The sequence below is a fragment of the Caulobacter sp. GW822-FHT01G02 genome (assembly GCF_058802865.1).
Genome location: NZ_JBXAON010000015.1, coordinates 1 through 23,058, shown reverse-complemented (window position 1 = coordinate 23,058; position 23,058 = coordinate 1). Strand labels below are relative to the sequence as shown.

General features: G+C 68.5%; 26 protein-coding genes. 10 read left to right on the top strand and 16 right to left on the bottom strand.

From position 1 onward, the window contains the following. Window positions 1–25: 25 nt before the first annotated feature. From AC1RNC_RS25840 to AC1RNC_RS25820, 5 genes are all read right to left on the bottom strand, one after another. Complete coding sequence (locus AC1RNC_RS25840) at window positions 26–472, bottom strand: hypothetical protein (protein WP_492841731.1); 447 nt, start codon at window positions 470–472, stop codon at window positions 26–28. 122 nt (window positions 473–594) lie between these two features. Next, a complete protein-coding gene (locus AC1RNC_RS25835) occupies window positions 595–741 on the bottom strand; it encodes a hypothetical protein (protein ID WP_492888841.1) in 147 nt (48 codons plus the stop codon). Next, a complete protein-coding gene (locus tag AC1RNC_RS25830) occupies window positions 738–869 on the bottom strand; it encodes a hypothetical protein (RefSeq protein ID WP_492888840.1) in 132 nt (43 codons plus the stop codon). The genes AC1RNC_RS25835 and AC1RNC_RS25830 overlap by 4 nt, the downstream gene beginning before the upstream one ends. A 78-nt stretch (window positions 870–947) precedes the next feature. After that, window positions 948–1,334, bottom strand: coding sequence for a c-type cytochrome (locus tag AC1RNC_RS25825; protein WP_492888839.1), 387 nt, complete (start codon window positions 1,332–1,334; stop codon window positions 948–950). A gap of 177 nt (window positions 1,335–1,511) precedes the next feature. Then, entirely contained in the window at window positions 1,512–2,315 is an 804-nt protein-coding gene (locus tag AC1RNC_RS25820) for a universal stress protein (RefSeq protein WP_492841723.1), read from the bottom strand. Window positions 2,316–2,551: 236 nt separating this feature from the next. On the opposite strand from AC1RNC_RS25820, the gene AC1RNC_RS25815 reads away from it, so the two are divergent. The 3 genes from AC1RNC_RS25815 (at window position 2,552) to AC1RNC_RS25805 (ending at window position 4,433) form a co-directional block, all read left to right on the top strand. Beyond that, entirely contained in the window at window positions 2,552–3,220 is a 669-nt protein-coding gene (locus AC1RNC_RS25815) for a helix-turn-helix domain-containing protein (RefSeq protein ID WP_492888838.1), read from the top strand. 18 nt (window positions 3,221–3,238) lie between these two features. Next, window positions 3,239–3,772 (top strand): pyridoxamine 5'-phosphate oxidase family protein, encoded by a 534-nt coding sequence (locus tag AC1RNC_RS25810; protein ID WP_492888837.1) that lies wholly within the window; start codon window positions 3,239–3,241, stop codon window positions 3,770–3,772. A gap of 184 nt (window positions 3,773–3,956) precedes the next feature. Continuing rightward, the gene (locus tag AC1RNC_RS25805) at window positions 3,957–4,433 is read left to right on the top strand and encodes an NUDIX domain-containing protein (protein ID WP_492888836.1); all 477 of its coding nucleotides are present in this window, start codon (window positions 3,957–3,959) and stop codon (window positions 4,431–4,433) included. Here AC1RNC_RS25805 and AC1RNC_RS25800 read toward each other — a convergent pair. Then, window positions 4,430–4,756 carry a hypothetical protein gene (locus AC1RNC_RS25800; protein ID WP_492888835.1) on the bottom strand — a complete coding sequence of 109 codons (327 nt, stop codon included), beginning with the start codon at window positions 4,754–4,756 and terminating at the stop codon, window positions 4,430–4,432. The genes AC1RNC_RS25805 and AC1RNC_RS25800 overlap by 4 nt on opposite strands. Window positions 4,757–4,985: 229 nt before the next feature. Here AC1RNC_RS25800 and AC1RNC_RS25795 point away from each other — a divergent pair, with 229 nt between their 5' ends. Both AC1RNC_RS25795 and AC1RNC_RS25790 read left to right on the top strand, forming a co-directional pair. After that, complete coding sequence (locus tag AC1RNC_RS25795) at window positions 4,986–5,585, top strand: NAD(P)H-dependent oxidoreductase (protein WP_492888834.1); 600 nt, start codon at window positions 4,986–4,988, stop codon at window positions 5,583–5,585. 5 nt (window positions 5,586–5,590) lie between these two features. Continuing rightward, complete coding sequence (locus tag AC1RNC_RS25790) at window positions 5,591–6,370, top strand: LOG family protein (RefSeq protein ID WP_492888833.1); 780 nt, start codon at window positions 5,591–5,593, stop codon at window positions 6,368–6,370. A gap of 10 nt (window positions 6,371–6,380) precedes the next feature. On the opposite strand, the gene AC1RNC_RS25785 is transcribed toward AC1RNC_RS25790, so the two are convergent. The 6 genes from AC1RNC_RS25785 to AC1RNC_RS25760 form a co-directional block, all read right to left on the bottom strand. Continuing rightward, entirely contained in the window at window positions 6,381–7,739 is a 1,359-nt protein-coding gene (locus tag AC1RNC_RS25785; protein WP_492888832.1) for a sensor histidine kinase, read from the bottom strand. A 139-nt stretch (window positions 7,740–7,878) separates the two neighbouring features. Next, on the bottom strand, window positions 7,879–8,313 hold the full coding sequence (locus tag AC1RNC_RS25780; protein WP_492888831.1) for a c-type cytochrome: 435 nt from the start codon (window positions 8,311–8,313) through the stop codon (window positions 7,879–7,881). A 147-nt stretch (window positions 8,314–8,460) separates the two neighbouring features. Beyond that, on the bottom strand, window positions 8,461–9,498 hold the full coding sequence (adhP, locus tag AC1RNC_RS25775; RefSeq protein ID WP_492888851.1) for an alcohol dehydrogenase AdhP: 1,038 nt from the start codon (window positions 9,496–9,498) through the stop codon (window positions 8,461–8,463). Window positions 9,499–9,657: 159 nt separating this feature from the next. After that, window positions 9,658–10,077: a response regulator transcription factor gene (locus AC1RNC_RS25770; RefSeq protein WP_492888830.1), complete on the bottom strand. Its 420-nt coding sequence runs from the start codon at window positions 10,075–10,077 to the stop codon at window positions 9,658–9,660. A gap of 81 nt (window positions 10,078–10,158) precedes the next feature. Continuing rightward, the gene (locus AC1RNC_RS25765; RefSeq protein ID WP_492888829.1) at window positions 10,159–10,782 is read right to left on the bottom strand and encodes a response regulator transcription factor; all 624 of its coding nucleotides are present in this window, start codon (window positions 10,780–10,782) and stop codon (window positions 10,159–10,161) included. After that, window positions 10,772–12,637, bottom strand: coding sequence for a PAS domain S-box protein (locus AC1RNC_RS25760; RefSeq protein ID WP_492888828.1), 1,866 nt, complete (start codon window positions 12,635–12,637; stop codon window positions 10,772–10,774). The genes AC1RNC_RS25765 and AC1RNC_RS25760 overlap by 11 nt, the downstream gene beginning before the upstream one ends. Window positions 12,638–12,873: 236 nt before the next feature. Here AC1RNC_RS25760 and AC1RNC_RS25755 point away from each other — a divergent pair, with 236 nt between their 5' ends. Continuing rightward, window positions 12,874–15,546, top strand: coding sequence for a bifunctional acetate--CoA ligase family protein/GNAT family N-acetyltransferase (locus AC1RNC_RS25755; protein WP_492888827.1), 2,673 nt, complete (start codon window positions 12,874–12,876; stop codon window positions 15,544–15,546). Between the two features lie 43 nt (window positions 15,547–15,589). On the opposite strand, the gene AC1RNC_RS25750 is transcribed toward AC1RNC_RS25755, so the two are convergent. Then, on the bottom strand, window positions 15,590–17,761 hold the full coding sequence (locus AC1RNC_RS25750) for a copper-transporting P-type ATPase (RefSeq protein WP_492888826.1): 2,172 nt from the start codon (window positions 17,759–17,761) through the stop codon (window positions 15,590–15,592). 265 nt (window positions 17,762–18,026) lie between these two features. Between AC1RNC_RS25750 and AC1RNC_RS25745 the strand changes: the two genes are divergently transcribed. Continuing rightward, entirely contained in the window at window positions 18,027–18,884 is an 858-nt protein-coding gene (locus AC1RNC_RS25745) for a hypothetical protein (RefSeq protein WP_492888825.1), read from the top strand. 49 nt (window positions 18,885–18,933) lie between these two features. Here the strand turns inward: AC1RNC_RS25745 and AC1RNC_RS25740 are convergent, their stop codons facing one another. Both AC1RNC_RS25740 and AC1RNC_RS25735 read right to left on the bottom strand, forming a co-directional pair. Beyond that, window positions 18,934–19,734 (bottom strand): universal stress protein, encoded by an 801-nt coding sequence (locus tag AC1RNC_RS25740; protein WP_492888824.1) that lies wholly within the window; start codon window positions 19,732–19,734, stop codon window positions 18,934–18,936. A 223-nt stretch (window positions 19,735–19,957) separates the two neighbouring features. Beyond that, window positions 19,958–20,404 carry a c-type cytochrome gene (locus tag AC1RNC_RS25735; protein WP_492888823.1) on the bottom strand — a complete coding sequence of 149 codons (447 nt, stop codon included), beginning with the start codon at window positions 20,402–20,404 and terminating at the stop codon, window positions 19,958–19,960. An 87-nt stretch (window positions 20,405–20,491) separates the two neighbouring features. Here AC1RNC_RS25735 and AC1RNC_RS25730 point away from each other — a divergent pair, with 87 nt between their 5' ends. Both AC1RNC_RS25730 and AC1RNC_RS25725 read left to right on the top strand, forming a co-directional pair. Further along, complete coding sequence (locus AC1RNC_RS25730) at window positions 20,492–21,784, top strand: NRAMP family divalent metal transporter (RefSeq protein WP_492888822.1); 1,293 nt, start codon at window positions 20,492–20,494, stop codon at window positions 21,782–21,784. Window positions 21,785–22,116: 332 nt separating this feature from the next. After that, window positions 22,117–22,452: a hypothetical protein gene (locus tag AC1RNC_RS25725; RefSeq protein WP_492888821.1), complete on the top strand. Its 336-nt coding sequence runs from the start codon at window positions 22,117–22,119 to the stop codon at window positions 22,450–22,452. Here AC1RNC_RS25725 and AC1RNC_RS25720 read toward each other — a convergent pair. Beyond that, on the bottom strand, window positions 22,449–22,805 hold the full coding sequence (locus AC1RNC_RS25720; RefSeq protein WP_492888820.1) for a hypothetical protein: 357 nt from the start codon (window positions 22,803–22,805) through the stop codon (window positions 22,449–22,451). The genes AC1RNC_RS25725 and AC1RNC_RS25720 overlap by 4 nt on opposite strands. Window positions 22,806–22,856: 51 nt before the next feature. On the opposite strand from AC1RNC_RS25720, the gene AC1RNC_RS25715 reads away from it, so the two are divergent. Then, window positions 22,857–23,058 (top strand): hypothetical protein (locus tag AC1RNC_RS25715; RefSeq protein ID WP_492888819.1); only part of this gene is annotated, 202 nt, incomplete at its 3' end.

Genomic DNA, 23,058 nt, shown 5'->3' with positions numbered 1-23,058 from the left:
AGGGCGGCGGCCGGGCAGGACTGCCTCACGGCCACGCGCGGCGGCGCGCCATCAGCGCCAGGGGCAGCGCCGCCAGGTTGAGCGCGACGGCCAGGGTGGCCGCCAGGGCCCCCCAGGCCGGAGCGCCGCGCAGCGCCAGCAACGCCAAGGCGAGCGGTCCGGCTAGGCTGGCCAGGACCATGCCCCGCGCGGACCATCCCGCGATCGTGGCCGGCGCGCCGATCGCCAGCAGCGCGAGGGCCTGGATCAGCGCGGCGACCAAGGCCAGGATCCTCAAGTCCGGAACGACCTGGACCGCGACGAAGGCTAACAGGGCCCCGAACACACCGGTGACGAGGCTCCAGATCATCACGGACCACACCGCACCGGTCTGGTGCGCGCCCCAGATTCCCAACACGGCGCCGAACAACAGACAGCTGGGCAGATAGATCCCGGCGACTTCGCCGAGGAAGGGCGCGGCCAGGCAGAGCACGGGGAAGATCCAGCGCAGCGCCCCACCGCCGGCGGGCGGCCTGACGCGCGGCGCCGCACGGTCGTGCGTCCGGGCTCTATGGAGCGGCCATCTGATCCCGAAAGCGTCCATCGAACCGTCTCCTAGCGTCCGGCGCCCGGCGCGATCGCCGGCTCGTGATAGGGACGGCGCAGGCGATCGAGGTTCTGGCAGCTGGCGAGCGACACCACGCCGATGACCACCGCGAGGGCCAGGATCGCCACCCAAGACCTGCGGGACGCCGGCCTCATGGCCGTCTCCGATCGCGTCGCATGACCGGCCCCTCGCCCGCCGTCGCGATCAACAGGATCATGCTCGCGATCGTGGTCAGGGCAAAAAGGCCGACGATGTCGAGAAGCAGGAAGGTCGTTTGCAGCATGCTCATGGTCCGAGCCTCCGAATGTCGGCAGTCTCGCGCGATCGCGCGCGAGGAATTTGACGTCGCGCAATCGCGCCTTCAGATGCCTGGTCGAACGATGTCAGCGTTTCCGGACCGGCCGGACCCGCAGCGACGGCAGGGCGCGGGACGTGAGCCGATACGCGGATCCAAGCCGCGCAAATAGGCTTTGAGATCGGCGATCTGATCATCGTCCAGCTTGGCCATCGGCATGCGGGGATGACTTCGCGGCGAGCCCTCTTCCGGCGGCTGGCTGGGAGCGAGCATGCCCTCGGCGAGGATCGCGTCGAGACGGCCGGGGCGGTAGCGGGTGAACAGGCGCGGGAATGGCGGCGCGTCCGGCAAAGGGCTCGCGCCTTGGGCGATGGCGTGACACTGCCCACAATAGCGCTGCGCCAGACGCTGACCGTTGATCTGGTCGCCCGAAGGGGCGTGGGCGGCCGACACGGGCTGGGCTTGCGGGGACGAGATCGGCGCGCCCCAGGCGCACAAGACCAGAAACGCCGCGGCGAACGACAGGCTCGCGCCCCGCTCCGCGGCCGAAGGTGGCCACGCATCTGAACATCCCGCAGGCATGCTCGCCTCCCTCACTGCAAAAAAAGGATCGTGATGGCGAAGGGCCGCTTAGCGCCCCAACACCAGGGGCAGCTGGGCCGCGTCGAGCATGCGACGGGTCACCCCGCCGAAGAGCTCTTCGCGCATCCGGCCGTGGCCGAAGGCGCCCATCACGCAATAACCCACCCCAGCGGCTTCGCAGGCCGTCAGGATCAGCGCGTCGGGCGTAGCGCCGTCGGCGGCGACCTGCTCGATCGTCGCGTGGACATCATGGCGTGACAGGTAGGCGGCCGCCGCCTCGACTGGCGCGGCCCGGGTCGGGCCATCCTCGACGACGAACAAGGTGACCGATTGCGCCAAGCGCAGCAGGGGAACGCTGGCGCGCAAGGTCGCCATGCAAGGCTCCGAGCCATCCCACGCGACCAGGGCCGGAAGGTTCGGATTGAAGCCGCGCGCGTCGTCCGGCACAGCGACCACGGGGCAACTGGCCTGGGTCACGACAGAGGCCACCACGCCTCGGCGATCCACCGCCATCATCGTGTCCCGCTTGCAGTTGACCACGATGACGTCGGCCAGCCCGGCTTGGCGCATCAGGCATTGGGTGAAGTCGCCCGTCGCGTCGATCCAGTCCCAGGCGACACCCTCGCCGGCCAGTCGCGCTTCCAGAGCGACCCGATTGATCGTCTCGGCCTCGCGCTCCTCCTCCAGGATCATCGCCTGCGCCGCGCCGCCGATATCGCCGGCGAAATCAGGGATGGGCGTGACATCAACGCAGGTCAGGTGGCCTTCGAGCGCACGGGTCAGATCGAGCGCCGCCTGCAGACGGGCCTCCTGTCCGGCGTCGGCATGCACTAGCAACAGCACCGTCTTCATGGCCGCCTCCATTGGATCAATGGGAGCAAAGCTAGAAAAACGGAAACAGGGTCGGTATGAGGGATTATACGGATGCTGGCGCGCACGCGTGTCCGTCGCGGCTTTTTCCGCCTCCTCGGCCTTTTTTTCTTCGACGCACGGAGCGGAAGAGCAAACGGTCATTCTAAGTACTGTTCCCAATGGCCGGTTGACCAGGCCCGCCCTATCCCTGTCGCCACGCAGCAGGGAGAGCCGTCATGTCGATGCCCGCGTTCCTACGTTCCGCCGATACGCCCAGCATATCCCCGCTGTTCGCCCCCACGGCCGACATGTTCGGCGACATGGGCGTCAGCATGAGCTTCGCCTGCGGCGAAGAAATCTACGCTCAAGGCGAAGAAACCGATCTCGTCTATCAGGTGCAGAGCGGCGCGGTGCGCGCCTCGCGCCTGACCAGCGACGGCCGCCGCCAGATCGCGGGGTTCTATTATCCGGGCGATCTCTTCGGCCTGGAGACCGGGCCCGCGCACCTATCCTCGGCCGAGGCGCTGGGGCCGACTCGCGTCCTGGTCGTCCGGCGCTCGGCCATGCGCTATCACGGCGAGGCCGGCCATGGCCTGGAACGGGCCATCTGGCGCGCGACCGGCTCGGAGCTGGAACGGGCTCACGAACACATGATGCTCCTGGCTCGCAAGAGCGCCCTGGAGAAGGTCGCCGGCTTCCTCTCCGACCTCGCCGCCCGCCAACCGGCGGCGTGGAACGAACTGGCGATGAGCCGCCAGGACATCGCCGACCATCTGGGCCTGAGCATCGAGACCGTGTCGCGCATGTTCAGTCAGTTGCAGGACGAGGGTCTCATCGTCCTGGAGGGTTGCCGGCGCTTTCGCGTGATGTCCCACGCGCGGCTTGCCAAGCGCGCCGCGCTCTAACCCCGCGTGGAGGATCCCATGCCGACGCCTCCGCCCCTGCCCGCGCCCCCGCCGCTGGATCCGCAGACGGCCAAGACGCGCATCGCTGAACTCCTGACCCGTTCGCGGCTGATGACCATCGCCACGCTCCGGCCCGATGGCTGGCCTCAGGCCACTGTGGTCAACTATGTCGCAGAAGGTCTGTCGCTCTTCTTCGTGGTGAGCCGCCACAGCCAGAAGCTGGCCAATATCGCGCGCGACGGGCGGGTGGCGATCGCGCTGGCCACGGACGGCGCCGGTCCGCCGGTCGGGCTCTCGATGGCCGCGCATGTCATCGAGGTGAATGACCCAACCAAGATTGACCGCCTGAACCAACGAATTTGGGGCGCGGCGCACGATCAACCCTTCACGCCCCACCCGGCCGGACGCGACATCGCGCTGCTGGAGGCCCGGCCGACGGTGCTCTCGCTGATCGACTATCAGGCGCTCGGCGCGGTCGCCCAGCATTTCACCGTGCACGAGGACTGGCGCCTGGAAGCGACGCCAGGGCCCGCCGAAACGCCCGCCCCGTGACCGCATCCTTCTGACCGCGCCGCTTGGGCCGCCGCCGGCGGCATCGCCGTCAAAGACCGCGTGTCCGTCTTGCGCTGCCCCACCACCGCACGAGCCCAGGCCGTCTCGACGTCACCGACGGGGCGGACGCTTCTTTTTGTCCACGGAGCTTGTCGCTCCGGGTCCACCGTTTCAAGGTCGGGTCATGGTGCAGCAAGCCGCCGGCGTTCTGGTCTGGGGTGGTTCCGACGACGCCCCCGTCTTCCTGCTCGGGCATCCCGGCGGTCCCTACTGGCGCGGCCGCGATGAAGGAGCCTGGTCGATCCCGAAAGGCCTGATCGAGCCCGGAGAGACGGCGATGGCCGCCGCGCGCCGGGAGTTTCAGGAAGAGACCGGGCTGGCGCTGCGCGGTCCGCTGGAGGCGCTGACGCCTCGGCGCGCCTATCGCGGCAAGGCGATTTCCCCCTGGCTGATCAGGGCAGATCTCGACCTTGAGCGGTTCGCCAGCCAGACCTTCCGTCTGGAATGGCCGCCGCGTTCGGGACAGTGGATCGATGCGCCAGAGATCGACGCTGTCGCCTATTTCGACTTACCCACCGCCCTGTACAAGATCCTGCCCGGCCAACGGCCCATCCTGCTCGAGGCCGCGGCGCGGATCGCCGCGGCCAACGGGTCGGGCTAGTCGCGCCGGCGCATCAGTCCGTAGGTGACGAGCCCCGCGACGCCGGCGGCGAGGACCACCGCAAGAGCCGCGGTCGCGGCCGCCTCGTCCGGATGGCGGCGGATCTGGCGCCGGGCGCCGTCGGCCACGGCGTCGAGCTTCTCCTCCACCTCGCCGACAAGCTCCAGGGCCGCGTGACCCAGAGCTAGCGACGTGGTCGAAAGCGCGTCGCCGGTCTTGTCGCCGAGTTGGGCCTTCAAGGCGCGCAGATGTTCACCGACCTTGGCGAAGGCTTTACCGCCCTGGTGTCCGAGGTCGTCAGCGAGGGCAAGGGGCTTTCGCATGTCTAAACTCCTGTGGGTGTGCTGACCGCCACCATCGCCGCGCCAGCGTGGACCCGCTTGACCTGTGTCAAACCCCAGCCGGCGGGCCCAAATTTCAAGGCATGGCGCGACCTTGAGCAGGCGCTCGCCTCGCGGCGTCCGTCACGCGCGAGCGTAAAGCCTGACGCAGATCAATTCCCATCGGCGCGGCGACCTTAGTCTGGAGGCCTCGAAAAACTGGAGGCTCGCCATGCTGCACGCCGTCGTGCTCGCCCACCCCAAACCGACCAGCTTCTGTGCGGCGCTGGCGCGCACCTGTGTCGAACATCTGCGCGCAGGAGGGCATGAGGCCCAGTTACACGATCTCTATGCGATGGACTTCGACCCGCGCCTCAAGGCCGAGGAGATGCCCACCCCGCACGGCGTGACGCCCGCGCCGGACGTCGTGGCCGAACGGCGGCGACTGAGCGACGTCAAGAGCTTCATCTTCGTGTATCCGTTCTGGTTCAACGCCCCGCCCGCCATTCTCAAGGGCTATGTCGACCGCGTGTTCGGCATGGGTTTCGGCTACGCGCCTGGCGCCGGCGGGACCGAGGCGCTGTTGACGGGCAAGAGCCTTTTGTCGTTCTCGACCTCTGGCGCGCCCGATGACTGGGTCAACCACACCGGCGCGCTCAGAGCGCTGATGACGGTGTTCGACATCCATCTTCAAGGCGTCTGCGGCCTGCGCGTCGTCGATCACAAGCACTTCGGCGGGGTGGTGTCGAACATGACCGACGAGTCCGGCGCCGACGTGCTCGAACAGGTGCGCACACGCTTGGATGAGCTCTTCGAACCCGCCGTGGCCTGACCTCGATGGACGCCCCTTCGCCACCGCCGCTTAGCAACGCCGCCCAGTTGAACGCCCCGGCCTATCGCCTGGCCGCGCTCGACCAGGATTTCCTGCTTGGCGACTCCATGCGCGGCGTGCGCTTCCTGCTCGAGTTCGCCAAGGCCGACGAAGCCTTGCGCGCCTTCGGCGTGGCCACGACGATCGTGGTGTTCGGCAGCGCGCGCGTTCGCGCCGATGGGCCGGGCCGCCAAGCCTTCTGGTTCGAGCAGGCGCGCCGGCTTGGCCAGATCGCCTCGGAACGCGGCGGCGCGCTGAGCCCGCGCCAAGGCGTCTTCGACAACGTCATCGCCACGGGCGGCGGTCCCGGCCTGATGTCGGCCGCCAACCAGGGGGCCTTCGAGGTCGGCGCGCCCTCGATCGGCTTCAACATCACCCTGCCGCGCGAGCAGCAACCCAATCCCTACTGCACTCCGGCGTTGACGTTCCGTTTTCACTACTTCGCCATGCGCAAGATGCACCTGGCGATGCGAGCCAGGGCGCTCGTGGTTTTCCCCGGCGGCTTTGGGACGTTCGACGAATTGTTCGAACTTCTGACGCTGCGTCAGACCCAGAAGGCCCCGCCTATCCCGATCGTCCTGTTCGACGAGGCCTACTGGCGCGCGGTGATCAATTTCGAGGCCCTGGTCGAGGCCGGCATGATCGACAGAGCCGATCTGGCGCTGCTGGCCTTCGCCGACGACGCCGAGGCCGTCTGGACGCGGCTGCTGGACGGCGGCTTGCGGACGCCGACGGCGACATCTTGAGCGAGGTTCCTTACGGCGCGAACCGCAGGTCGCAGATCAGTCCTTCCGCCGTATAGGTCAGAACGGCTGAACCACCCAGTTCGTGGGACAGGCTGCGCTGGATCAACCGCTCGCCGAACCCGTGTTGGTTCGGCGGGGCGACGGGTGGCCCGTCGACCTCGCGCCAGGTGATGGACAAGGTCGGCTTGCCCGGCTCGTCCAGCCAGCGCCACTCGACCAGGAGACGCCCCTCGTCGTTGGACAGCGCCCCATATCTGGCCGCGTTGGTGCTGAGCTCGCCAAACACCATGCCCAGCGCAAGCGCCACGCGTGGCGTGAGACTGACCGGCGGTCCGGAGAGCTCGAAGCGGGCGCTGCGGCCATTCTGGTAGGGCCGCAACTGCTCGAGCAACACCTCCGACAGAGTCGCCCCGATCCAGTCGTTGCGCGTCAGAACGTCGTGGCTCTGAGAGAGCGCGACCAGACGAGCAGTGAAGGCTTCGCAGAAGGCCGCCGGATCACCTGTCGACTTCAAGGTCTGGCGCGCGATCGATTGCACCGTCGCCAGGGTGTTCTTCACGCGGTGATTGAGCTCGTGGATCAGCAGCGTCTGGTGATCCTCGGCGGCCTTGCGCAGGCTGACGTCGCGAATGACGGCGCAGACAAGGCCCGCATCGTTGTACAGGGGGGTGAGGCTGACCTCGACGGGAAAGGTCGCGCCGCTCGCGGTCTGACCTTGCAGCTCACCGCCATGCCCCATTTCCCTCAGTTGCGGCGAGGCCATGTAGTCGCGGACGAACCGGGCGTGGGACGCACGATGGGAGTCGGGAATCAGCCGCTCCACGGGCTGACCGATGAGATCCTGGCGCGGAAAGCCAAACAGCCGCTCGGTCTGGCCGTTGGCGCGGACGATGAATCCGCCCCGATCGACGATCACCACGGCGTCGGCCGCTGATTCCAGAAGGTCGCCAAACCGCGCTTCGCTGGCCATCAGGTCCTGGTTGGCCCGGCGCAGAGGGTCCAAGGCCAGGTTGAGGGCGGCGTTGGATCTCAGCAGCGCCGAGAGGACCACGACATCGAGCAAGCCTACCGCGATGAACATCGCCAGGGCGACATCGTCACGCGGCGTGGGCGCGGGCGGTCCCAGTATGAACCGGGCGGCCAGCGCGGCCAGGGCGACCGCGACCAGGCCCGCGCGAGCGCCGCACAGAGCCACCGTGAGCATGATCGCCGGAAAGAAGGTGATGAACTGAGCACCAGTGATCCACGGCGCCAGAACATGCCGCAGGACCGTCGCCAGGGCGACGCTGGCGACAGCGATGAGATAGGCCAGCGGCGAGGTCTGCCGGATGGCCGTCCTTTCGGGATGGAGCCAGAGCTTATGCGTCATCGCCGATATCCCCCGCGCGCGTCCCGTATTATCCAGCCCGCGCGCGGGACGCCGGGCTTTGACTCAGCTCAAGCTTCGCCGAAGGGCCCTCGCCGACGGACGACATCTTGCGATCAGCCGACCGCCAGGGCCGCGGGGGTCAAGGTATGCGCCGCACATGACTGTCCGGCCTGTCCGGACCCAGACCGTTCTCCCGGTCGTCGCGCGCTTGACGGTCCAGACTTCGGATATAGGCCGTCAAATCGGCGACCTGACCCGGCGCCAGCGGCTTGGCGGGCATGGCGTAGTGGCCCACCTGACTGATGGTCTCCAGTTCCCAGTCGAGCCGCAGGTCACGGTAGCGCACGGCGATCTGGCCAAAGGACGGCGCATCCACCCGCGTCCCTACGCCATCTTTGTCCGCGAAATGGCAGCTGGCGCACTGGCTCTTGGCCGTCGCCTCGCCACGATCGCGCGCGCCGAGGACTTCACGGCCTTGGCCGCCGATCTTGGGCTCGGCCGCGCAGGCGCCCAGAGCCAGAAGGGCGACCAGGGCTATGCCCCGGGTGCGCACGGGTTCATTCAGCGGGCTCATGTCGGCCCCCAGCCACCATCACCACGGCTCAGACGACGCGATCCTGACCAGAGCCATAAGGGCGTGCGCCTGATCAGCCAGCGACGCACGGGAACCGTTATCGCAAGCATGGCCATGATCAGTCGGGTTGTCGGTCTCGGCGCGGGACTAGGCGTCATCGCCCGTTGCCTTGGCGGAGAAGTCCAGCACCACCCGCCCCTCGATCTTGCCTTGGCGCATATGATCCAGAACCGTGTTGATGTCCTCGAGCCGGGCCGTCGCGACGGTCGCGCGCACCCGTCCGTCCGCGGCGAAGGCGAGAGCCTCCTTCAGGTCCAGTCGCGTGCCGACGATCGAGCCGCGCACGGTGATGGCGTTGAGGACGGTGTCGAAGACCGACAGCGGAAAGTCGCCGGGCGGAAGGCCGACCAGCACCACCGTGCCGCCGCGTCGCGCCAGGCCTTGCGCCTGGCTGAACGCCGGCAACGACACCGCCGTGACCAGAACGCCGTGAGCCCCGCCCATGCGCGCCTTCAGCTGGGCGACGGCGTTCGCGTCCTGAGCGTTGGCGACCAGGCTAGCGCCCAGCCGCGTGGCCAGGGCCAGTTTATCGTCGTCGATATCGATGGCCGCGACCTTCAGGCCCATGGCAACGGCGTATTGGACCGCCATGTGGCCAAGGCCGCCGACGCCGCTGATGGCCACCCAGTCGCCCGGCTTGGCCTCGGTCATCTTCAGGCCCTTGTAGACCGTGACCCCCGCGCACAGCACCGGCGCGATCTCGACCAGATCGATGTTGTCGGGCAGGCGCGCGACATAGTCGGCCTCGGCCAGGGCGTATTCAGCGAAGCCGCCGTTGACCGAATAGCCGGTGTTCTGTTGATCCGGGCACAGGGTTTCCCAGCCTGCCAGACAGGCGTCGCATTGACCGCAGGCCGAGTGCAGCCATGGCACGCCGACCCGATCACCGACTTTGAGATGGCTGACGCCCTCGCCGATCTCGACGATCTCGCCCGCGCCCTCATGACCGGGAACGAAGGGCGGCGAGGGCTTGATCGGCCAGTCGCCGTTGGCCGCGTGCAGATCGGTGTGGCAGACCCCGCAGGCGCCGATCTTGACCAGAACCTGACCGTGGCCGGGCTTGGGACGGTCGAGGCTCTCGATCGCCAGGGCCTGACCAAAGGCTCGAACCACGGCGGCTTTCATCAGGGGGTTTTGCGCCCCACCAGGGGTCGAAGCGACTTGCGGCGAAAGAAGATCGGACTGGGCCATGTCAGGTGTCTCCCGGAGCCTGGCGTCTTCGAAGGAAATCGCTGGGCGTACAATCTTTCCGATAGGCCCGAGGTCCTGGCGACGCAGTTGGGATTAGTACGTAGTCGCGCCGTCGCCGCCGGCGGCGACCAGACGATCGACCGCGTCGGCCAGCGCATGCTCGATGAGAGGCTTTTCAAGCACGCGGACATAGCCCGCCGCCAACGCGTCAGCGCGCACCTGGGGGGAGGGAAAGCCGGTGATCAAGAGAGCCGGCCCCTGCCACCCTCCGGACCGCAGGGCGCGCAACAACGTGACCCCGTCGACCTCCGGCATCTTCATGTCGGCGATCAGGACCACCGCCTGCCTCTGGGCGTCGAGATCGGCCAGCAACGCCGATCCGGCGGCATAGGCCCGCACATCGTATCCCCTGGCGCGCAGAAGAAGCTGCAGCGCCCGGCGGACGGCCGCGTCATCCTCCACGAGCAGGAGGCGTGGCGGGCTCGAAACGTCGGAGGTCGGGGAAGCGGTCATGTCGGCGTCTGAAGGCTGGCCGGAAATTCGGCTCCGGTCAGGCTTCGCATCCGCTCGCGATCGCGTCGTTACGTAGACTTCCTAGGCCTGCGGCTCGGCAAACCCGGCGGCGAAGGCGATACGCAGCGCCTCGGAGAGGCTGCGGGCCTTCAGCTTGGTCATCAGATTGGCCCGATGGACCTCTACGGTGCGCGGCGAAATGCCAAGGTCGAAGGCGATGGTCTTGTTGGGTAAGCCCTGCGCCAGGCCCTTGAGGACCTCCTGCTCGCGCCCGGTCAGGCCTGCGACGGCGACGCTGGCCTCCAGCGATCGGGCCGATCGTCCCTCGACGTCGGCCAGTCGCTCGAAGGCGGTTTCGATCGCGATCAGAAGCGCCGCCTTCTCAAAGGGCTTCTCGATAAAGTCGACGGCGCCGGCCTTCATCGCGCGCACCGCCACACTGATGTCTCCGTGGCCGGTCAGCACGACGACAGGCATGGCGATGCCCCGTTCGTTCAGCGTGGCCTGGACTTCCAGGCCGTCGACCTCGGGCATGCGGACATCCAGCAGCACGCAGCCCGGCTGCAAGTGACGCACCTCCCGCAGGAAGGCCACGCCGGACTCGTGCGCCGTCACGGAAAATCCGGACGTCTTCAGCATGAAGCTGGCCGAACGGCGAATGGCGTCGTCGTCATCGACGATATGGATCATGCGTTTATCGGACATCAATCGCCTCCGGATCGGCGCGCACAAGGGTAAAGTGAAACTGCGTTCCGCCGCCTGGGCGGGGCTCGAACCAGATACGGCCGCCATGGGCCTCGACAATGGTTCGACAGATCGACAGCCCCAGCCCCATCCCATCGGACTTGGTGCTGACGAAGGCGGTGAAGAGCTGTTCGGAAATGCTGGGCGAGACCCCTGCCCCTGTGTCGGCGACCGTCACGCGCACGAGCCCCCCCGCCTCGACCCGGCTAGACACCCAGATTCGGCGATCGTCGCGTCCCGCCGTGGCCTCGGCGGCGTTGCGCGCCAGATTGATCAGCACCTGTTGGATCTGAACCTTGTCGACCAGCACCAGGCTGGCGGCTGGATCGAGGTCCACGCTGACGGCCAGACCGGACTCCCGCGCGCCCATCAACCCCAGGGCCAAGGCGTCGTCGACGAGACCCTGCAGATCCTCGATCGACTTTTCGACCTCGCCCCGGGCCACGAAGTCGCGCAGGCGCCGAACGATGTGGCCCGCACGGATGGCCTGGCCGGCGGCGTCGGTGAGTGCCTCGCGGATCATCGGCAGGTCGTCTGGCTCGGGCCTTTCGAGCAGATCGCGCACCGCCTCGACATAGTTGGCGACCGCCGTGATCGGCTGGTTCAGCTCGTGGGCCAGGGTCGAGGCCATCGTCCCCATGGCGCTGACGCGGGCGACATGGATCAACTCGGCCTGGAGTTCGTCGAGGCGCGCCTGGGTGCGATGGGGCTCGGTCAGATCGCGAATGAAGCCGGTGAACACGCGCTGCCCTTCGCCTCGCGCCTCGCCGACCGAGAGCTCCATGGGAAAGGTTCTCCCATCGCGGCGCTGCCCCACCACCACCCGTCCGATGCCGATGATCTTGCGCTCGCCCGTATCTACATAGCGATGCAGGTAGTCGTCATGGCGTCCGCGGTCGGGCTCGGGCATCAGCTTGCTGACATTCTCCCCGACGATCTCGGCCTCGGCGTAGCCGAACAGACGCTCGGCGGCGCTGGAGAACGACAGAATCCTCCCGGCCTCGTCGATGACGATCATCGCATCGGGCACCGTGGAAAGGATGGATTTGAGGTGGTTGGTGCTGGCCTGCAGAGCCCGCTCGCTGGCTCTATGGCCTGTGACGTCACGCACGACCTTGCCGTAGCCCTGCAACCTGCCGGCCTCGTCGTAGAGCGCGGTGATGGAGACGTGGGCGAGAAACTCCGAGCCGTCCTTTCGCAGGCGCCAGTCTTCTTCCTCGAACTTGCCCAGCGTCCGCGCCCGGCCAAGGTCGGCCTCCGGCTTGCCTGCGGCGCGCGCGTCGGCCGGATAGAACATCGCCGCCGACTGTCCGAGCACCTCGGCCTCGCGCCAGCCCTTGAGCCGTTCTCCGCCCGAATTCCAGATCAACACACGCCCCTCCGGATCGAGCATGTAGATGGCGTACTCGGCCGCGCCGTCGATCAGCAGATTGAGTTCGTGGGCGACGCGTCCGGCCGCGGCGGCCCTCTCCTGGGCCTCGCGCTCGCTCTCGGCCGACCGCAAGCGCAGACGATCGATCTCTCCGCCGACCATGATCAGGGCGGCGGACACGAGCGCGAACGTCAGGCCATCGGTGAGCGGCCCGCGCCATCCCTCGCCCACGAAAAGGAGACCCACGACCAAGCTTAGGGCGCTGGCCAAGAGGGCGGGCCGCAGACCACCGAAGGCGGCGGCCAGAACCACCGGGGCGGTGAACATCAGATAGGGCGAGCGATGCTCAAGCCAAGGCTCCAGCGCCAGGCGAACCAAGGCCGCGACCGCCACGGCGCCGACCGCCAAACCATAGCGCGCGGGAGCCGACAGCGGTTCGGACAAGGCGAGAGACGCGCGGGGCGGCTCAACTCTTGCCTGCTCAAGGTTCATGCTGCCGCACCCACGCCACTCTACCGCCAGTATGCTTCCCATTCCGCCCGCAAAGTAAAGCCGAACGTCCGACCGCGCCATAGCCAAGCTCGTCCCAGACGCCCGACTTCGCGGCCCATTGTGGATTCTACGGATGGCGGCGTCGGCGGCGAAGCGGTCCTTTCGGCGCGTCAAAGCCGAGGCTCACGATGTCCCAACATGCCCTGTCCGCCCTGCTCTCCCCCTCGGCCGTCGTGGTCGTCGGCGGTTCCGATCGTCCCGACAGCGTCGGCGCGGTCGTGGTCAGCAACCTGATCAGCGGCGGCTTCGCTGGAGCGATCCACGTCGTCAATCCACGCCCGCTGGCGCTCGACGGCGTCAGGTGCTGGACCGATTTGGCCGACCTGCCAGCCGACATCGACCTGGCGGTGGTGGCGTCTCCCGCGCGAACCGTGCCGAGCGTCATCGCCGGGTTGGGCGCGCGCGGCGTCAAGATCGCCATGGTGATCACGGCCGGCCTGACCGAGGAGAACGGTCTGCGGCCGGCGATGCTGGCGGCGGCCAAGGCCTCGGGCCTGCGGATCGTCGGGCCCAATGGCCTTGGTCTCCTCGCGCCGCACGCCAAGCTCAACGCCTCATTCACGCGAGGCGACGCCACGCCAGGGCGCCTAGCGTTCATCTCCCAGAGCGGCGCGCTGATCACCGCGATGCTCGACTGGGCGCGCGCCCGGCGGATCGGCTTTTCCGGCGTGGTCTCGGCTGGCGACATGGCCGACGCCGATCTCGCGGACCTGATCGACCTCTTCAACGCCGATCCGCACACCGACGCCATCCTGCTCTACATCGAAGGCGTCACCCATGCGGCCAAGTTCATGTCGGCGGCCCGGGCCGCCGCGCGCAACAAGCCGGTCATCGCCATCAAGGCCGGCCGCACCGCCGCGGCCGGCTTGGCCGCGCGCTCGCACACCGGCGCCCTGGCCGGAGCCTACGACGTTCACGCCTGCGCCTTCGCGCGAGCCGGGATCGTCATGGTCGAGACGCTCGAGGATCTCTTCGACGCCGCCGCCGTGCTCGGCTCCACCCGCGCGCGCGCGGGCGAGCGTCTGGCCATCGTCACCAACGGCGGCGGGGCCGGCGTGCTGACCGTCGACGCGCTCGACGGCGCCGGCGCGCGCCTGGCCGCGCCATCGCCCGAAACGATCGCGTCCCTCGAGGACCGGATGCCGGCCGGCTGGTCGCACGCCGGCCCGATCGACCTGCTCGGCGACGCCCATGCCGACCGCTACACGGCGGCGCTCGAGACGGTGCTGGCCGATCCTGGCGTCGACGCCGTTCTGGTCATGAACTGTCCGACCGCGGTCTCCACGCCCCAGGACATCGCCGAAGCGGTGGCGGACGTGGTGACCAAGGCCCGACGTCGCGGCGTTCTCAAGCCGGTTCTGACCTGCTGGCTGGGCGACGCCAACGCCGCCGCCGTTCGCGATCTTTTCGCCAAGGCCGCCATCCCGCTGTTCGACAATCCCGAAGCGGCGGCGCGCGGGTTCGGCTACCTTCTCGCCGCGGGCCGCGCCCGCCTGGCCCTGACCACCGCGCCGGCGACAGGGACGGAGGTCGTCGGTGATCGCGCGGCCGTGCAGCTGATCTTCGCCAATGCGCGCGAAGCGGGCCGCACCTTGCTCAACGAAGTCGAAGCCAAGACGGTTTTGGCCGCCTATGGCGTGCCCGTCATACCCACCCGCTTCGCCGCTTCGATCGAGGCGGTCGAAGATGCCTGCCATATCCTGGCGCCGCCCTATGCGATCAAGATCGTCTCGCCCGACATCTCGCACAAGTCCGACGTCGGCGGCGTCGCGCTCGACCTGACCACGGTGCGCGCGGCCACGAACGCGGCCCGGGCCATGCGCGAGACCATCGCCGCGCGCGCGCCGCAAGCGCACCTGAGCGGCTTCGCCGTCGAGTCCGTCGCCCCGCCCGGCGGCCTGGAGGTGATCGTGGGCCTGACCACCGATCCCATCTTCGGTCCGGTGCTGATGGTGGGCGCTGGCGGCACGGCCGTGGAGATCCTGAACGACAAGGCTCTAGGCCTGCCGCCGTTGAACGCCGCCCAGGCCCGCGACATGATCGCCAAGACCCGCATCAGCCGCCTGCTGGCGGGATATCGCGACGTCCCCCCCGCCGACGTCGAGGGCCTGGCGCGCACGATCGCGGCGCTTTCGGCCCTGGTGGTCGATTTTCCCGATGTGCTCGAGCTGGACATCAATCCTTTGCGCGTCGGGCCCGACGGCGTGCTCGCCCTCGATGCGCGCCTGGTGATCAGCCCGTTCTCCAGCCCGCCGTCGCGTCTGGTCATCGCGCCGCCGCCGGCCGATTGGACACGCGATCTTTCCACCCGCTCGGGCCTGGCCTTCCACGTGCGTCCGGTCCGGCCGGACGATGAAGCGGCCCTGGCGGCCTTCTTTGCCCAGCTGACGCCCGAAGACCTTCGGATGCGGTTCCTGACCGGCATCCAGGTCGTCGATCATGACCGCCTGGCGCTGATGACCCAGATCGACTACGCGCGGACGATGACGTTTCTCGCCCTGGAGCCCGGGACCGAGACCATCCTGGCCGTCTCCATGCTGGCCAAGGGCGCTGATCCCTCGCGCGCCGAGATCGCCGTTTCGGTGCGTTCGGATCTCAAGGGACGTGGCTTGGGCTGGACGCTGATGGACCACACCCTGACCTATGCGCGCGCCCATGGCGTGGAGACCATCGAATCCCTGGAGAGCGCCGAGAACGGGGCGGCTCTGCGGCTGGAAGCCGAGATGGGCTTTTCGGTGCGCGCCTGCCCCGAGGACATGAGCCTGCGCATGGTCGAGCGTCACCTGACGCCGCTGGCCTAGCCAGCGGTTCGGGCGCCGCCCTCGTGCTCGAGCAAAGCGCCGATCAGAGCCGCGCCCGGCGCAGACGCAAGGCGTTGGCCACCACGCTTACCGACGACAGCGCCATGGCCAGCGCCGCGATCGCTGGCGACAGCGTTATGCCGAACGCCGGGTAGAGCACGCCCGCGGCGATCGGCACGCCGGCGAGATTGTAGGCGAAGGCGAACACCAGGTTCTGGCGGATATTTCGCATGACCGCCCGGGACAGCCGCTTGGCCCTGACGATGCCTTGCAGGTCGCCCTGCACCAGGGTCACCCCCGCGCCTTCAATAGCGACGTCGGCGCCCGCCCCCATCGCCACCCCAACCTCGGCGGCCGCCAGAGCCGGCGCATCGTTGACGCCATCGCCGGCCATGGCCACCAGACGTCCCTGCGCCCGCAAGCGCGCCACCACCTTCACCTTGTCCTGCGGCGAGACGTCGGCCTCGACCTCCCGAAGGCCCAGCCGCTCGGCCACGGCCAGCGCCGTGGTGCGGTTGTCTCCCGTCACCACGACCACGCGCACGCCATCAGCCGCCAAGGCCGCCAGGGCCGCGGGAGTCGTCGCCTTGATCGGATCGGCGATCCCCAGCACGCCAGCCAGCCGCCCATCGACGGCGACGAACACCGCCGTCGCGCCGCCGCGACGCAGCGCCTCGGCCCGCGCCGCGAGCGGCGCCGCCTCGACGCCTTCCTGGGCCATGAGCCGGGGCCCGCCGACCGCCACGCGCTGGCCATCGACCAGGCCCAGCACGCCCAGGCCCACCGGCGAGTCGACCTGCGCGGGCTCCGACAGAGCCAGGCCGCGATCGCGAGCCATGGCCAGGATGGCCTCGGCCAGCGGGTGTTCGCTTCCGCGCTCCAGGCTCGCGGCCAGGCGCAGCAGCCGCGCCTCGTCGAAACCCTCGGCGGGCTCAAGGGCCGTCACCGCCGGACGCCCCTCGGTGAGGGTTCCGGTCTTGTCGACGACCAGGGTGTCGATCTTCTCCAGCCGCTCCAGCGCCTGGGCGTCCTTGATCAGCACGCCCAGGCGCGCGCCGCGGCCGATCCCGACCATGATCGATATCGGGGTCGCCAGCCCGAGCGCGCAGGGACAGGCGATGATCAACACCGAAACCACCGCCATCAGGGCATAGCCGAGACGGGGTTGAGGTCCGAAAGCCATCCAGGCAGCGGCGGCCGCGAGCGCGACGCCGATGACCGCCGGCACGAACCAGGCCGAGATCCGGTCGGCCGTCCGCTGCACCGGCGCCCGGCTGCGCTGGGCTTGCTCGACCATCTGCACGATCCGCGCGAGCAGGGTTTGAGACCCGACCTTCTCGGCGCGCATGACGAAAGCGCCGGTCCGATTGATCGCGCCAGCGACCACATGATCGCCGGCGGCCTTGGTGACCGGCATGGACTCGCCGGTGATCAGCGACTCATCGATCGTCACGTGGCCTTCGACCAGGACGCCGTCGACAGGAATCTTCTCGCCTGGACGGACCCTCAGGCGATCGCCGACCGACACGAGATCCAGGGTCACGGTCTCGTCGCTTCCGTCCGCCGTGACCCGGCGCGCTGTCTTGGGCGCCAGGTCAAGCAGGGCCCGGATGGCCCCGGATGTTCGTTCGCGCGCGCGAAGCTCCAGGACCTGCCCCAGCAGGGCCAGAACGGTGATCACCGCGGCGGCCTCGAAATAGACGGGCGTCGCGCCCATCGCGTCGCGCGCGCCCGACGGCAGCAGCCGAGGCGCGAACAGGCCGACCAGGCTCTCGCCGTAGGCCACGCCCACGCCCATGGCGATCAGGGTGAACATGTTGAGCTGGCCGGTGGTCACCGACCGCCAGCCGCGCACCCAAAACGGCCAGCCCGCCCACAGCACCACCGGCGTCGACAGAGCGAACTGGATCAGATTGGAAACCGTCGGCGCGACCCACCGATGATGCCCCATCAGGTGGGCGCCCATTTCCAGCGTGAAGACCGGCAGGGCCAGACACAAGCCGATCCAGAAGCGCCGCGTCATGTCGGCCAGTTCGGCATTGGGCGGCGGATCGCCCGAGGTCGAAATCGGCTCGAGCGCCATGCCGCAGAACGGGCAAAGCCCGGGGCCGGCCTGGCGCACCTGGGGATGCATGGGACAGGTGAAGACCAGCGCACCCGGCGGTGTCGCCGGGGCGGGTGAACTGGTGGTCGCGTTTGGCTCTTGGGCGTTCATTCATCGACCTCACCACGCGGGCCGCGTCAACGTCTCGACGGAGCCGCGTCTTCCATAGGTTTCGCGCCGCCATAGCCGGACACCCGCGACGCGGCCGTATGGCTCAGCCGACGGGCGCTGGTGATGTCGACGCGCGCATGCGCCCGCGCGGCATCCGCAATGTCCCGTAGACGACCGCGTCAGCTCCTGACGATGCGGAGGAACTTGATTTGGCGCAAGGTCACGCAAGCACGCGGCCGCAAGCTCGCGGCATGAGGACCTCGCCATGAGCTACGCCAGCATCCTGACCATTCTTACCGGCGCTGACGACGACGCCCTGACGCTTGCATCCGCCGCCGAGTTGGCGCGCGCCGCCCAAGGGCAGGTCAATGTGGTCCTGGCCCCGCCCCTCGCGGTGGTCGGGGACCCCGCCCCAGGCCAGAGCGGCCTTGGCTTTTCGCCCGCGTTGCAAGAGGCGGCCCACAACGCGCGGGCGGAGCTGCGTCGCGATGTCGAGGCCATGGCCCGGGACATCACCGGACAGTTGGGCCCGGGCGCCGAGTCGGACGCCGGCCGCATCGTCTTGGTCGAGGAGCAGTCGGCGCACGCGCTGGACCTATCGGCCCTCGCGCCGTTCGCCGATCTGGTGGTCGTTGGCCGCATGACGCTGCAGGCCTTGGGATCTTGGAGCGGACTGATGGCCGACGCCCTCCTTCGCGCCCAGGTCCCCGTCCTGGTGATCAGCGGCGCGCCCGGAGAGCTGGGCCTCGGCGCGGCCATCGCCTGGAACGGCAGTCCGGCGGCCGCGCGCGCCGTGCGCGCCGCCATGCCACTGCTCAAGGCGGCCACGCGCGTGGTCATCCTCCAGGATCCGGCCCACCTGCGCGCCAGCGAGCGGGTCGTCGCCGCCCCCGAACGCCTGGTCGCCTATCTTCGCCGCCATGGCGTCCGCGAGATCGAGGTCGAAACCCGTGATGGCCTCAGCCGATACGATGGCCTGGTTCGTCAGGCGCGATCGTGGGACGCGGGTCTGCTGGTGGCCGGCGCTTTCGAACACTCGCGCCTTCGCGAAGATGTCCTGGGCGGCGTCACCAAGTCGCTGATCGCCCACGGCCGGGCGCTGAACCTGTTCTTCGCCCACTGAGCGTGGCGGCCGCCGGTTCGGCGCCAGCCACGCTCTGGATGTTCCAGCTTCAGCGACCCAGGACGAGCGGTAGGCGCTCGGCGGCGAGCATGCCGCGGGTGACGCCGCCGAACAGGTCCTCGCGCAACCGGCCCTGGCCATAGGCGCCCATCACGCAGTAGCTGGCGTGCTGGTCGGCGCAGGCCTTGAGGATCGCCGCATCGGCGCGCTGGCCATGGGCGGAGGCCCGCTCGATAGAGGCGTGGACGCCATGGCGCGACAGATAGACCGCGGCCGCCTCTTCGGGCGCGCCCTTGCCGCCGTCGTCGGCGTTGAAAATGGTCACCGATCCGGCCAGGCGCAGGAGGGGCGTGGCCGCGCGCAACGCCCCCATGGCCGAGGCCGAGCCGTCCCACGCCACAACGGCGTGGCCGCCAGCGTCGAAGCCTCGCGCGGCGTCGGGTACGGCCAAGACCGGGCAACGCGCGCCCATCACCGTCGAACTGGCGATCGCCCGCGGCTCAATCCGCATGAAGGTGTCGCGCTTGCAGTTGATCACGATCAGGTCGGCAAGGCCCGCCGCATCCAGGACGCAGTTGGCGACGTCGCCCGTGCTCTCGATCCAGTCCCAGGGCAGGCCTTCTTCGGTCAATCGGGCCATCAGGGCCGCGCGATTGGCCGTCTCGAGCTTGCGCTCCTCCACCAGGAGCAGCGCCTGGACCTGACCGCCATCGTCGCCGGCGACCACCGTGATGGGAGTGACGTCGATGCAGCTCAGATGGCCCTTCAAAGCCCGCGTCGCATCCAGGGCCGCCTGCAGGCGGGCTTCCTGGCCTTCGTCCTGGTGCACGAAAAGCAGAACGTTCTTCATCATCGCCTCCACGGTCGGCAAAGCGCCTGGAGACGACGCTAGCGAGCCTCTCGTCGCGCCGGCATCCGCATTTGTACGGAGCCCCGGCGAGCGCCGACCGGGCGATTGACGCCCGTCAAAACGGGCCGCCGGGCGCGATCCATATTTCCTTCGCCCAGCCCCGGAGATTTCCCTTGTCCAGGTCAGATGTTCTTGAGCGGAGGCGCTCGCTGGCGCGACGGTCTCATGGGATCCGTGGGGCGGCCGGCTTGGCCTTGCCCTTGGTCGGCGTCTCGAGGGTCTTCAGATAGGCCAGGATCGCGGCGTTGTCGGCCGGCCCAAACGACCATTCGGGCATCGGTCCGTGACCGACCGTCAAGCCCTCGGTCAAGGCCTCGCTCAGCGCCTCGACATCATAACGTTCATGCAGTTGGCGAAAGCGCGGGGCTTGAGGATTGGGACTGTCGCCGGTCCGGCCCACCGCGTGACAGCCGGCGCAGTCGCGCTCGACGATGGCCTGGCCTCGCGCCACAAGCTCTGGCGGGCTGGCCGCCGCGGGCGCGGCGACCAAGGCCCCGCCGAAGACCAGCGGGAGTAGGCTCAAGGCCAGACGAACTGGAATCCGAAGGGCGCCGCGGGCGCCAGGCGTCGGGTTCCGGGCGACCTGGACGTGCATCGCGTCGACGTTCATGACCAAGCTCCGAGCCCACATTCAAGACACAAGCCTGACCATAGGATAAGGGCCCGCCCTGATCCTGATCAATATCACGAGGACCTGATGATCGACGCCGTTGATCACGCCGCCGTCAAGCAGCCCGAACGGCCCAAGCTCCTGCGGGTCCTCGGTCCGGGGTTGATCACGGGAGCCTCGGATGATGATCCCAGCGGCATCGCCACCTACTCGCAGGCGGGCGCGCAATTTGGCTTCGGCCTGACCTGGGTGATGCTGTTCAGCTGGCCTCTGATGTGCGCGATCCAGGAGATCAGCGCCCGAATCGGCCGGGTCACGGGGCGGGGAATCGCCGGCAACCTCAAGCGCCACTATCCGGGCGGCATGGTCTACGCCGTGGTCCTTCTGGTGGTCAGCGCCAATGTCATCAATCTCGGAGCGGACCTGGGCGCCATGGCCGCGGCTCTGAAGCTGCTGATCGGCGGGCCCGCCCTGCTCTATGTCGCCCTCTTCGGCCTGGTCTCGGTGCTTCTCGAGGTCTTCTCGCGCTATTCCCGCTACGTGTCTGTCCTCAAGTGGCTGACCCTGTCGCTGTTCGCCTATGTCGGCGTGGCGTTCGTCGTCCAGATTCCCTGGCCGACGGTGGCGCGCAGCCTCGTCCTGCCGAGCGTGACCTTCAACGCCGACTATCTGACGGCCATCGTCGCGCTGCTGGGAACGACGATCAGTCCCTACCTTTTCTTCTGGCAGGCCGAAGAGGAAGTCGAGGAGGTCAGGGAGCGTGTCGACGCCAAGCCCCTGCTGCGGGCGCCCGATCAGGCGCCGGCGGAGTTTCGACGCATCCGCATCGACACCTATGTCGGCATGGCGATCTCCAACGCCGTGGCCCTGTTCATCATCCTAACCACGGCGGCGACCTTGCACGCCCACGGGGTCAGCGACATCCAGACTTCGGCCCAGGCGGCCGAAGCCTTGCGGCCCATCGCCGGTCCGCTGGCGTTCTTCGTCTTCGCCCTGGGGATCATCGGCACCGGTTTGCTGGCCTTGCCCGTGCTGGCCGGCTCCTCGGCCTACGCCTTGGGCGAGACGTTCGGCTGGCACGTGGGCCTGGCCCGAAAACCGAGACGCGCCAAGGCGTTCTACGGCGCCATCGCGGTGGCCACGCTGATCGGCGCGGCGCTCAACTTCAGCCCCATCGACCCCATCAAGGCGCTCTTCTGGAGCGCGGTGATCAACGGGATCGTCGCCGTTCCGATCATGGCCTTGATGATGCATATGTCCAGCCGCCGCGCGGTCATGGGCTCGTTCAAGCTTCACCCGGGGCTGAAAGTCGTCGGGTGGCTCGCGACCTTGGTGATGACCGCCGCGGCGGTAGGCCTCCTGGCGACCTGGGGTCGCTAGTGAGCGAAGCCGAGCCGCTCTCGCGCGGCGTGTCGCCGCCCTCCCCGCCGCTTTCAGAGGTCGCCGAAATCAGGTCTATGTATTTATCCCCGACGCATTAACCTAAATCCCTTCGCCCATATATTTGAGGCGATCCGCGCCACGGATCAAAATTCGCAACCGACGAATAGAAGCACAGATTCCGACTCAATACTCAAAATGGGAAATAGAAACGTCGCTCTTAGGGGACGATTTGACCTATGAAAGCGATTCTGCCCGTATCACTGGGCGCCGAAGGCGAGAGATGAGCTTTCAGATCGATCGGCCGCGGCGCTAGCAGGAAGATTGAAGACATGAGCGGATCCGAGGACCGGCCAGGCGCGCTGACCTTCAGCGCCAACGACCTGGTCAAGCTGATGGCGGCGACCTACCTGCCGCTGTGCGATGAACTCGAAGCGGCGGGGGTCCTCGATCGGGGCAAGCTCGCCGACACCATGGGGTTCTACGCGCCGGCGGGGGAAGTCAGTTCAAGCGCGGCGCTGGTCGCCGCCCTGCAGGCCGTTCTGCGTCGCCCCCGACCGAACGAGGCCGTCGCGCTATCGGAGTCCTTGTTCGACGCGACTAAGGACGTGGCGCTGCGCGTGATCCAGGGTGGCCGGCAGGACGATCAGGCGCGCGGCCAGACCTAGCCGCGCGACGTTTCGGCCTCTTGGATCAGCACGTGGGCCAGTGAGATCGCCAGCATCGCCCACGAGGCCTCGCGCTCCGGCCCAAGCCGCGCCAGGATACGGACCGCCAGGGCGTGGGGATCGATCGCGCCGGCCTCGCGCAAGGCGCGACACAGCGGCAGGTAGGCTCCGGCGAAGGCGCGCGTAACATCGTCGCCGTTGAAGGATGGGATGTTCAGGCCAGCCGCGCCGACCTCCTGGGTCATCGCCGCGAAGATCGCCCGGTCGGGATCGCGCGCGCCGATGGCGCCGGACTCGCCAAGCTCGCCAGAAAGACCAGGGTCAAAGCCACGGCGGCGTAGCAGGCGGGGCAATGTCCGGCGAGCGAGAACGGGTCGGATCGCGCGCTACAGAGCGGGCCAGCCATGAGACGCGGCAGGGCCTGGAACAAGGCCACGCTCCAGGCGGCGAGCGCGCCCGCGGCGGCGATTGGAGCAAGCGACCTTGGCGGCGTGACGAGCTTGGTCGACATGAAGCCCTCCCTGGAATGGACCGTCACCATGGTGGGGACCACCGAGCTTGGCATTGACGGCGATCAAAGCCTGGGCGTGCGGTGCGTGACAGGAG

Bases quoted from the DNA above. Each gene is read 5' to 3' on its own strand.
- AC1RNC_RS25835 (WP_492888841.1), bottom strand. From the start codon at position 741: ATGAGGCCGGCGTCCCGCAGGTCTTGGGTGGCGATCCTGGCCCTCGCG.
- AC1RNC_RS25830 (WP_492888840.1), bottom strand. From the start codon at position 869: ATGCTGCAAACGACCTTCCTGCTTCTCGACATCGTCGGCCTTTTTGCC.
- AC1RNC_RS25820 (WP_492841723.1), bottom strand. From the start codon at position 2,315: ATGAAGACGGTGCTGTTGCTAGTGCATGCCGACGCCGGACAGGAGGCC.
- AC1RNC_RS25815 (WP_492888838.1), top strand. From the start codon at position 2,552: ATGTCGATGCCCGCGTTCCTACGTTCCGCCGATACGCCCAGCATATCC.
- AC1RNC_RS25810 (WP_492888837.1), top strand. From the start codon at position 3,239: ATGCCGACGCCTCCGCCCCTGCCCGCGCCCCCGCCGCTGGATCCGCAG.
- AC1RNC_RS25805 (WP_492888836.1), top strand. From the start codon at position 3,957: ATGGTGCAGCAAGCCGCCGGCGTTCTGGTCTGGGGTGGTTCCGACGAC.
- AC1RNC_RS25800 (WP_492888835.1), bottom strand. From the start codon at position 4,756: ATGCGAAAGCCCCTTGCCCTCGCTGACGACCTCGGACACCAGGGCGGT.
- AC1RNC_RS25795 (WP_492888834.1), top strand. From the start codon at position 4,986: ATGCTGCACGCCGTCGTGCTCGCCCACCCCAAACCGACCAGCTTCTGT.
- AC1RNC_RS25790 (WP_492888833.1), top strand. From the start codon at position 5,591: ATGGACGCCCCTTCGCCACCGCCGCTTAGCAACGCCGCCCAGTTGAAC.
- AC1RNC_RS25785 (WP_492888832.1), bottom strand. From the start codon at position 7,739: ATGACGCATAAGCTCTGGCTCCATCCCGAAAGGACGGCCATCCGGCAG.
- AC1RNC_RS25780 (WP_492888831.1), bottom strand. From the start codon at position 8,313: ATGAGCCCGCTGAATGAACCCGTGCGCACCCGGGGCATAGCCCTGGTC.
- adhP (WP_492888851.1), bottom strand. From the start codon at position 9,498: ATGAAAGCCGCCGTGGTTCGAGCCTTTGGTCAGGCCCTGGCGATCGAG.
- AC1RNC_RS25770 (WP_492888830.1), bottom strand. From the start codon at position 10,077: ATGACCGCTTCCCCGACCTCCGACGTTTCGAGCCCGCCACGCCTCCTG.
- AC1RNC_RS25765 (WP_492888829.1), bottom strand. From the start codon at position 10,782: ATGTCCGATAAACGCATGATCCATATCGTCGATGACGACGACGCCATT.
- AC1RNC_RS25755 (WP_492888827.1), top strand. From the start codon at position 12,874: ATGTCCCAACATGCCCTGTCCGCCCTGCTCTCCCCCTCGGCCGTCGTG.
- AC1RNC_RS25750 (WP_492888826.1), bottom strand. From the start codon at position 17,761: ATGAACGCCCAAGAGCCAAACGCGACCACCAGTTCACCCGCCCCGGCG.
- AC1RNC_RS25745 (WP_492888825.1), top strand. From the start codon at position 18,027: ATGAGCTACGCCAGCATCCTGACCATTCTTACCGGCGCTGACGACGAC.
- AC1RNC_RS25740 (WP_492888824.1), bottom strand. From the start codon at position 19,734: ATGAAGAACGTTCTGCTTTTCGTGCACCAGGACGAAGGCCAGGAAGCC.
- AC1RNC_RS25735 (WP_492888823.1), bottom strand. From the start codon at position 20,404: ATGAACGTCGACGCGATGCACGTCCAGGTCGCCCGGAACCCGACGCCT.
- AC1RNC_RS25730 (WP_492888822.1), top strand. From the start codon at position 20,492: ATGATCGACGCCGTTGATCACGCCGCCGTCAAGCAGCCCGAACGGCCC.
- AC1RNC_RS25725 (WP_492888821.1), top strand. From the start codon at position 22,117: ATGAGCGGATCCGAGGACCGGCCAGGCGCGCTGACCTTCAGCGCCAAC.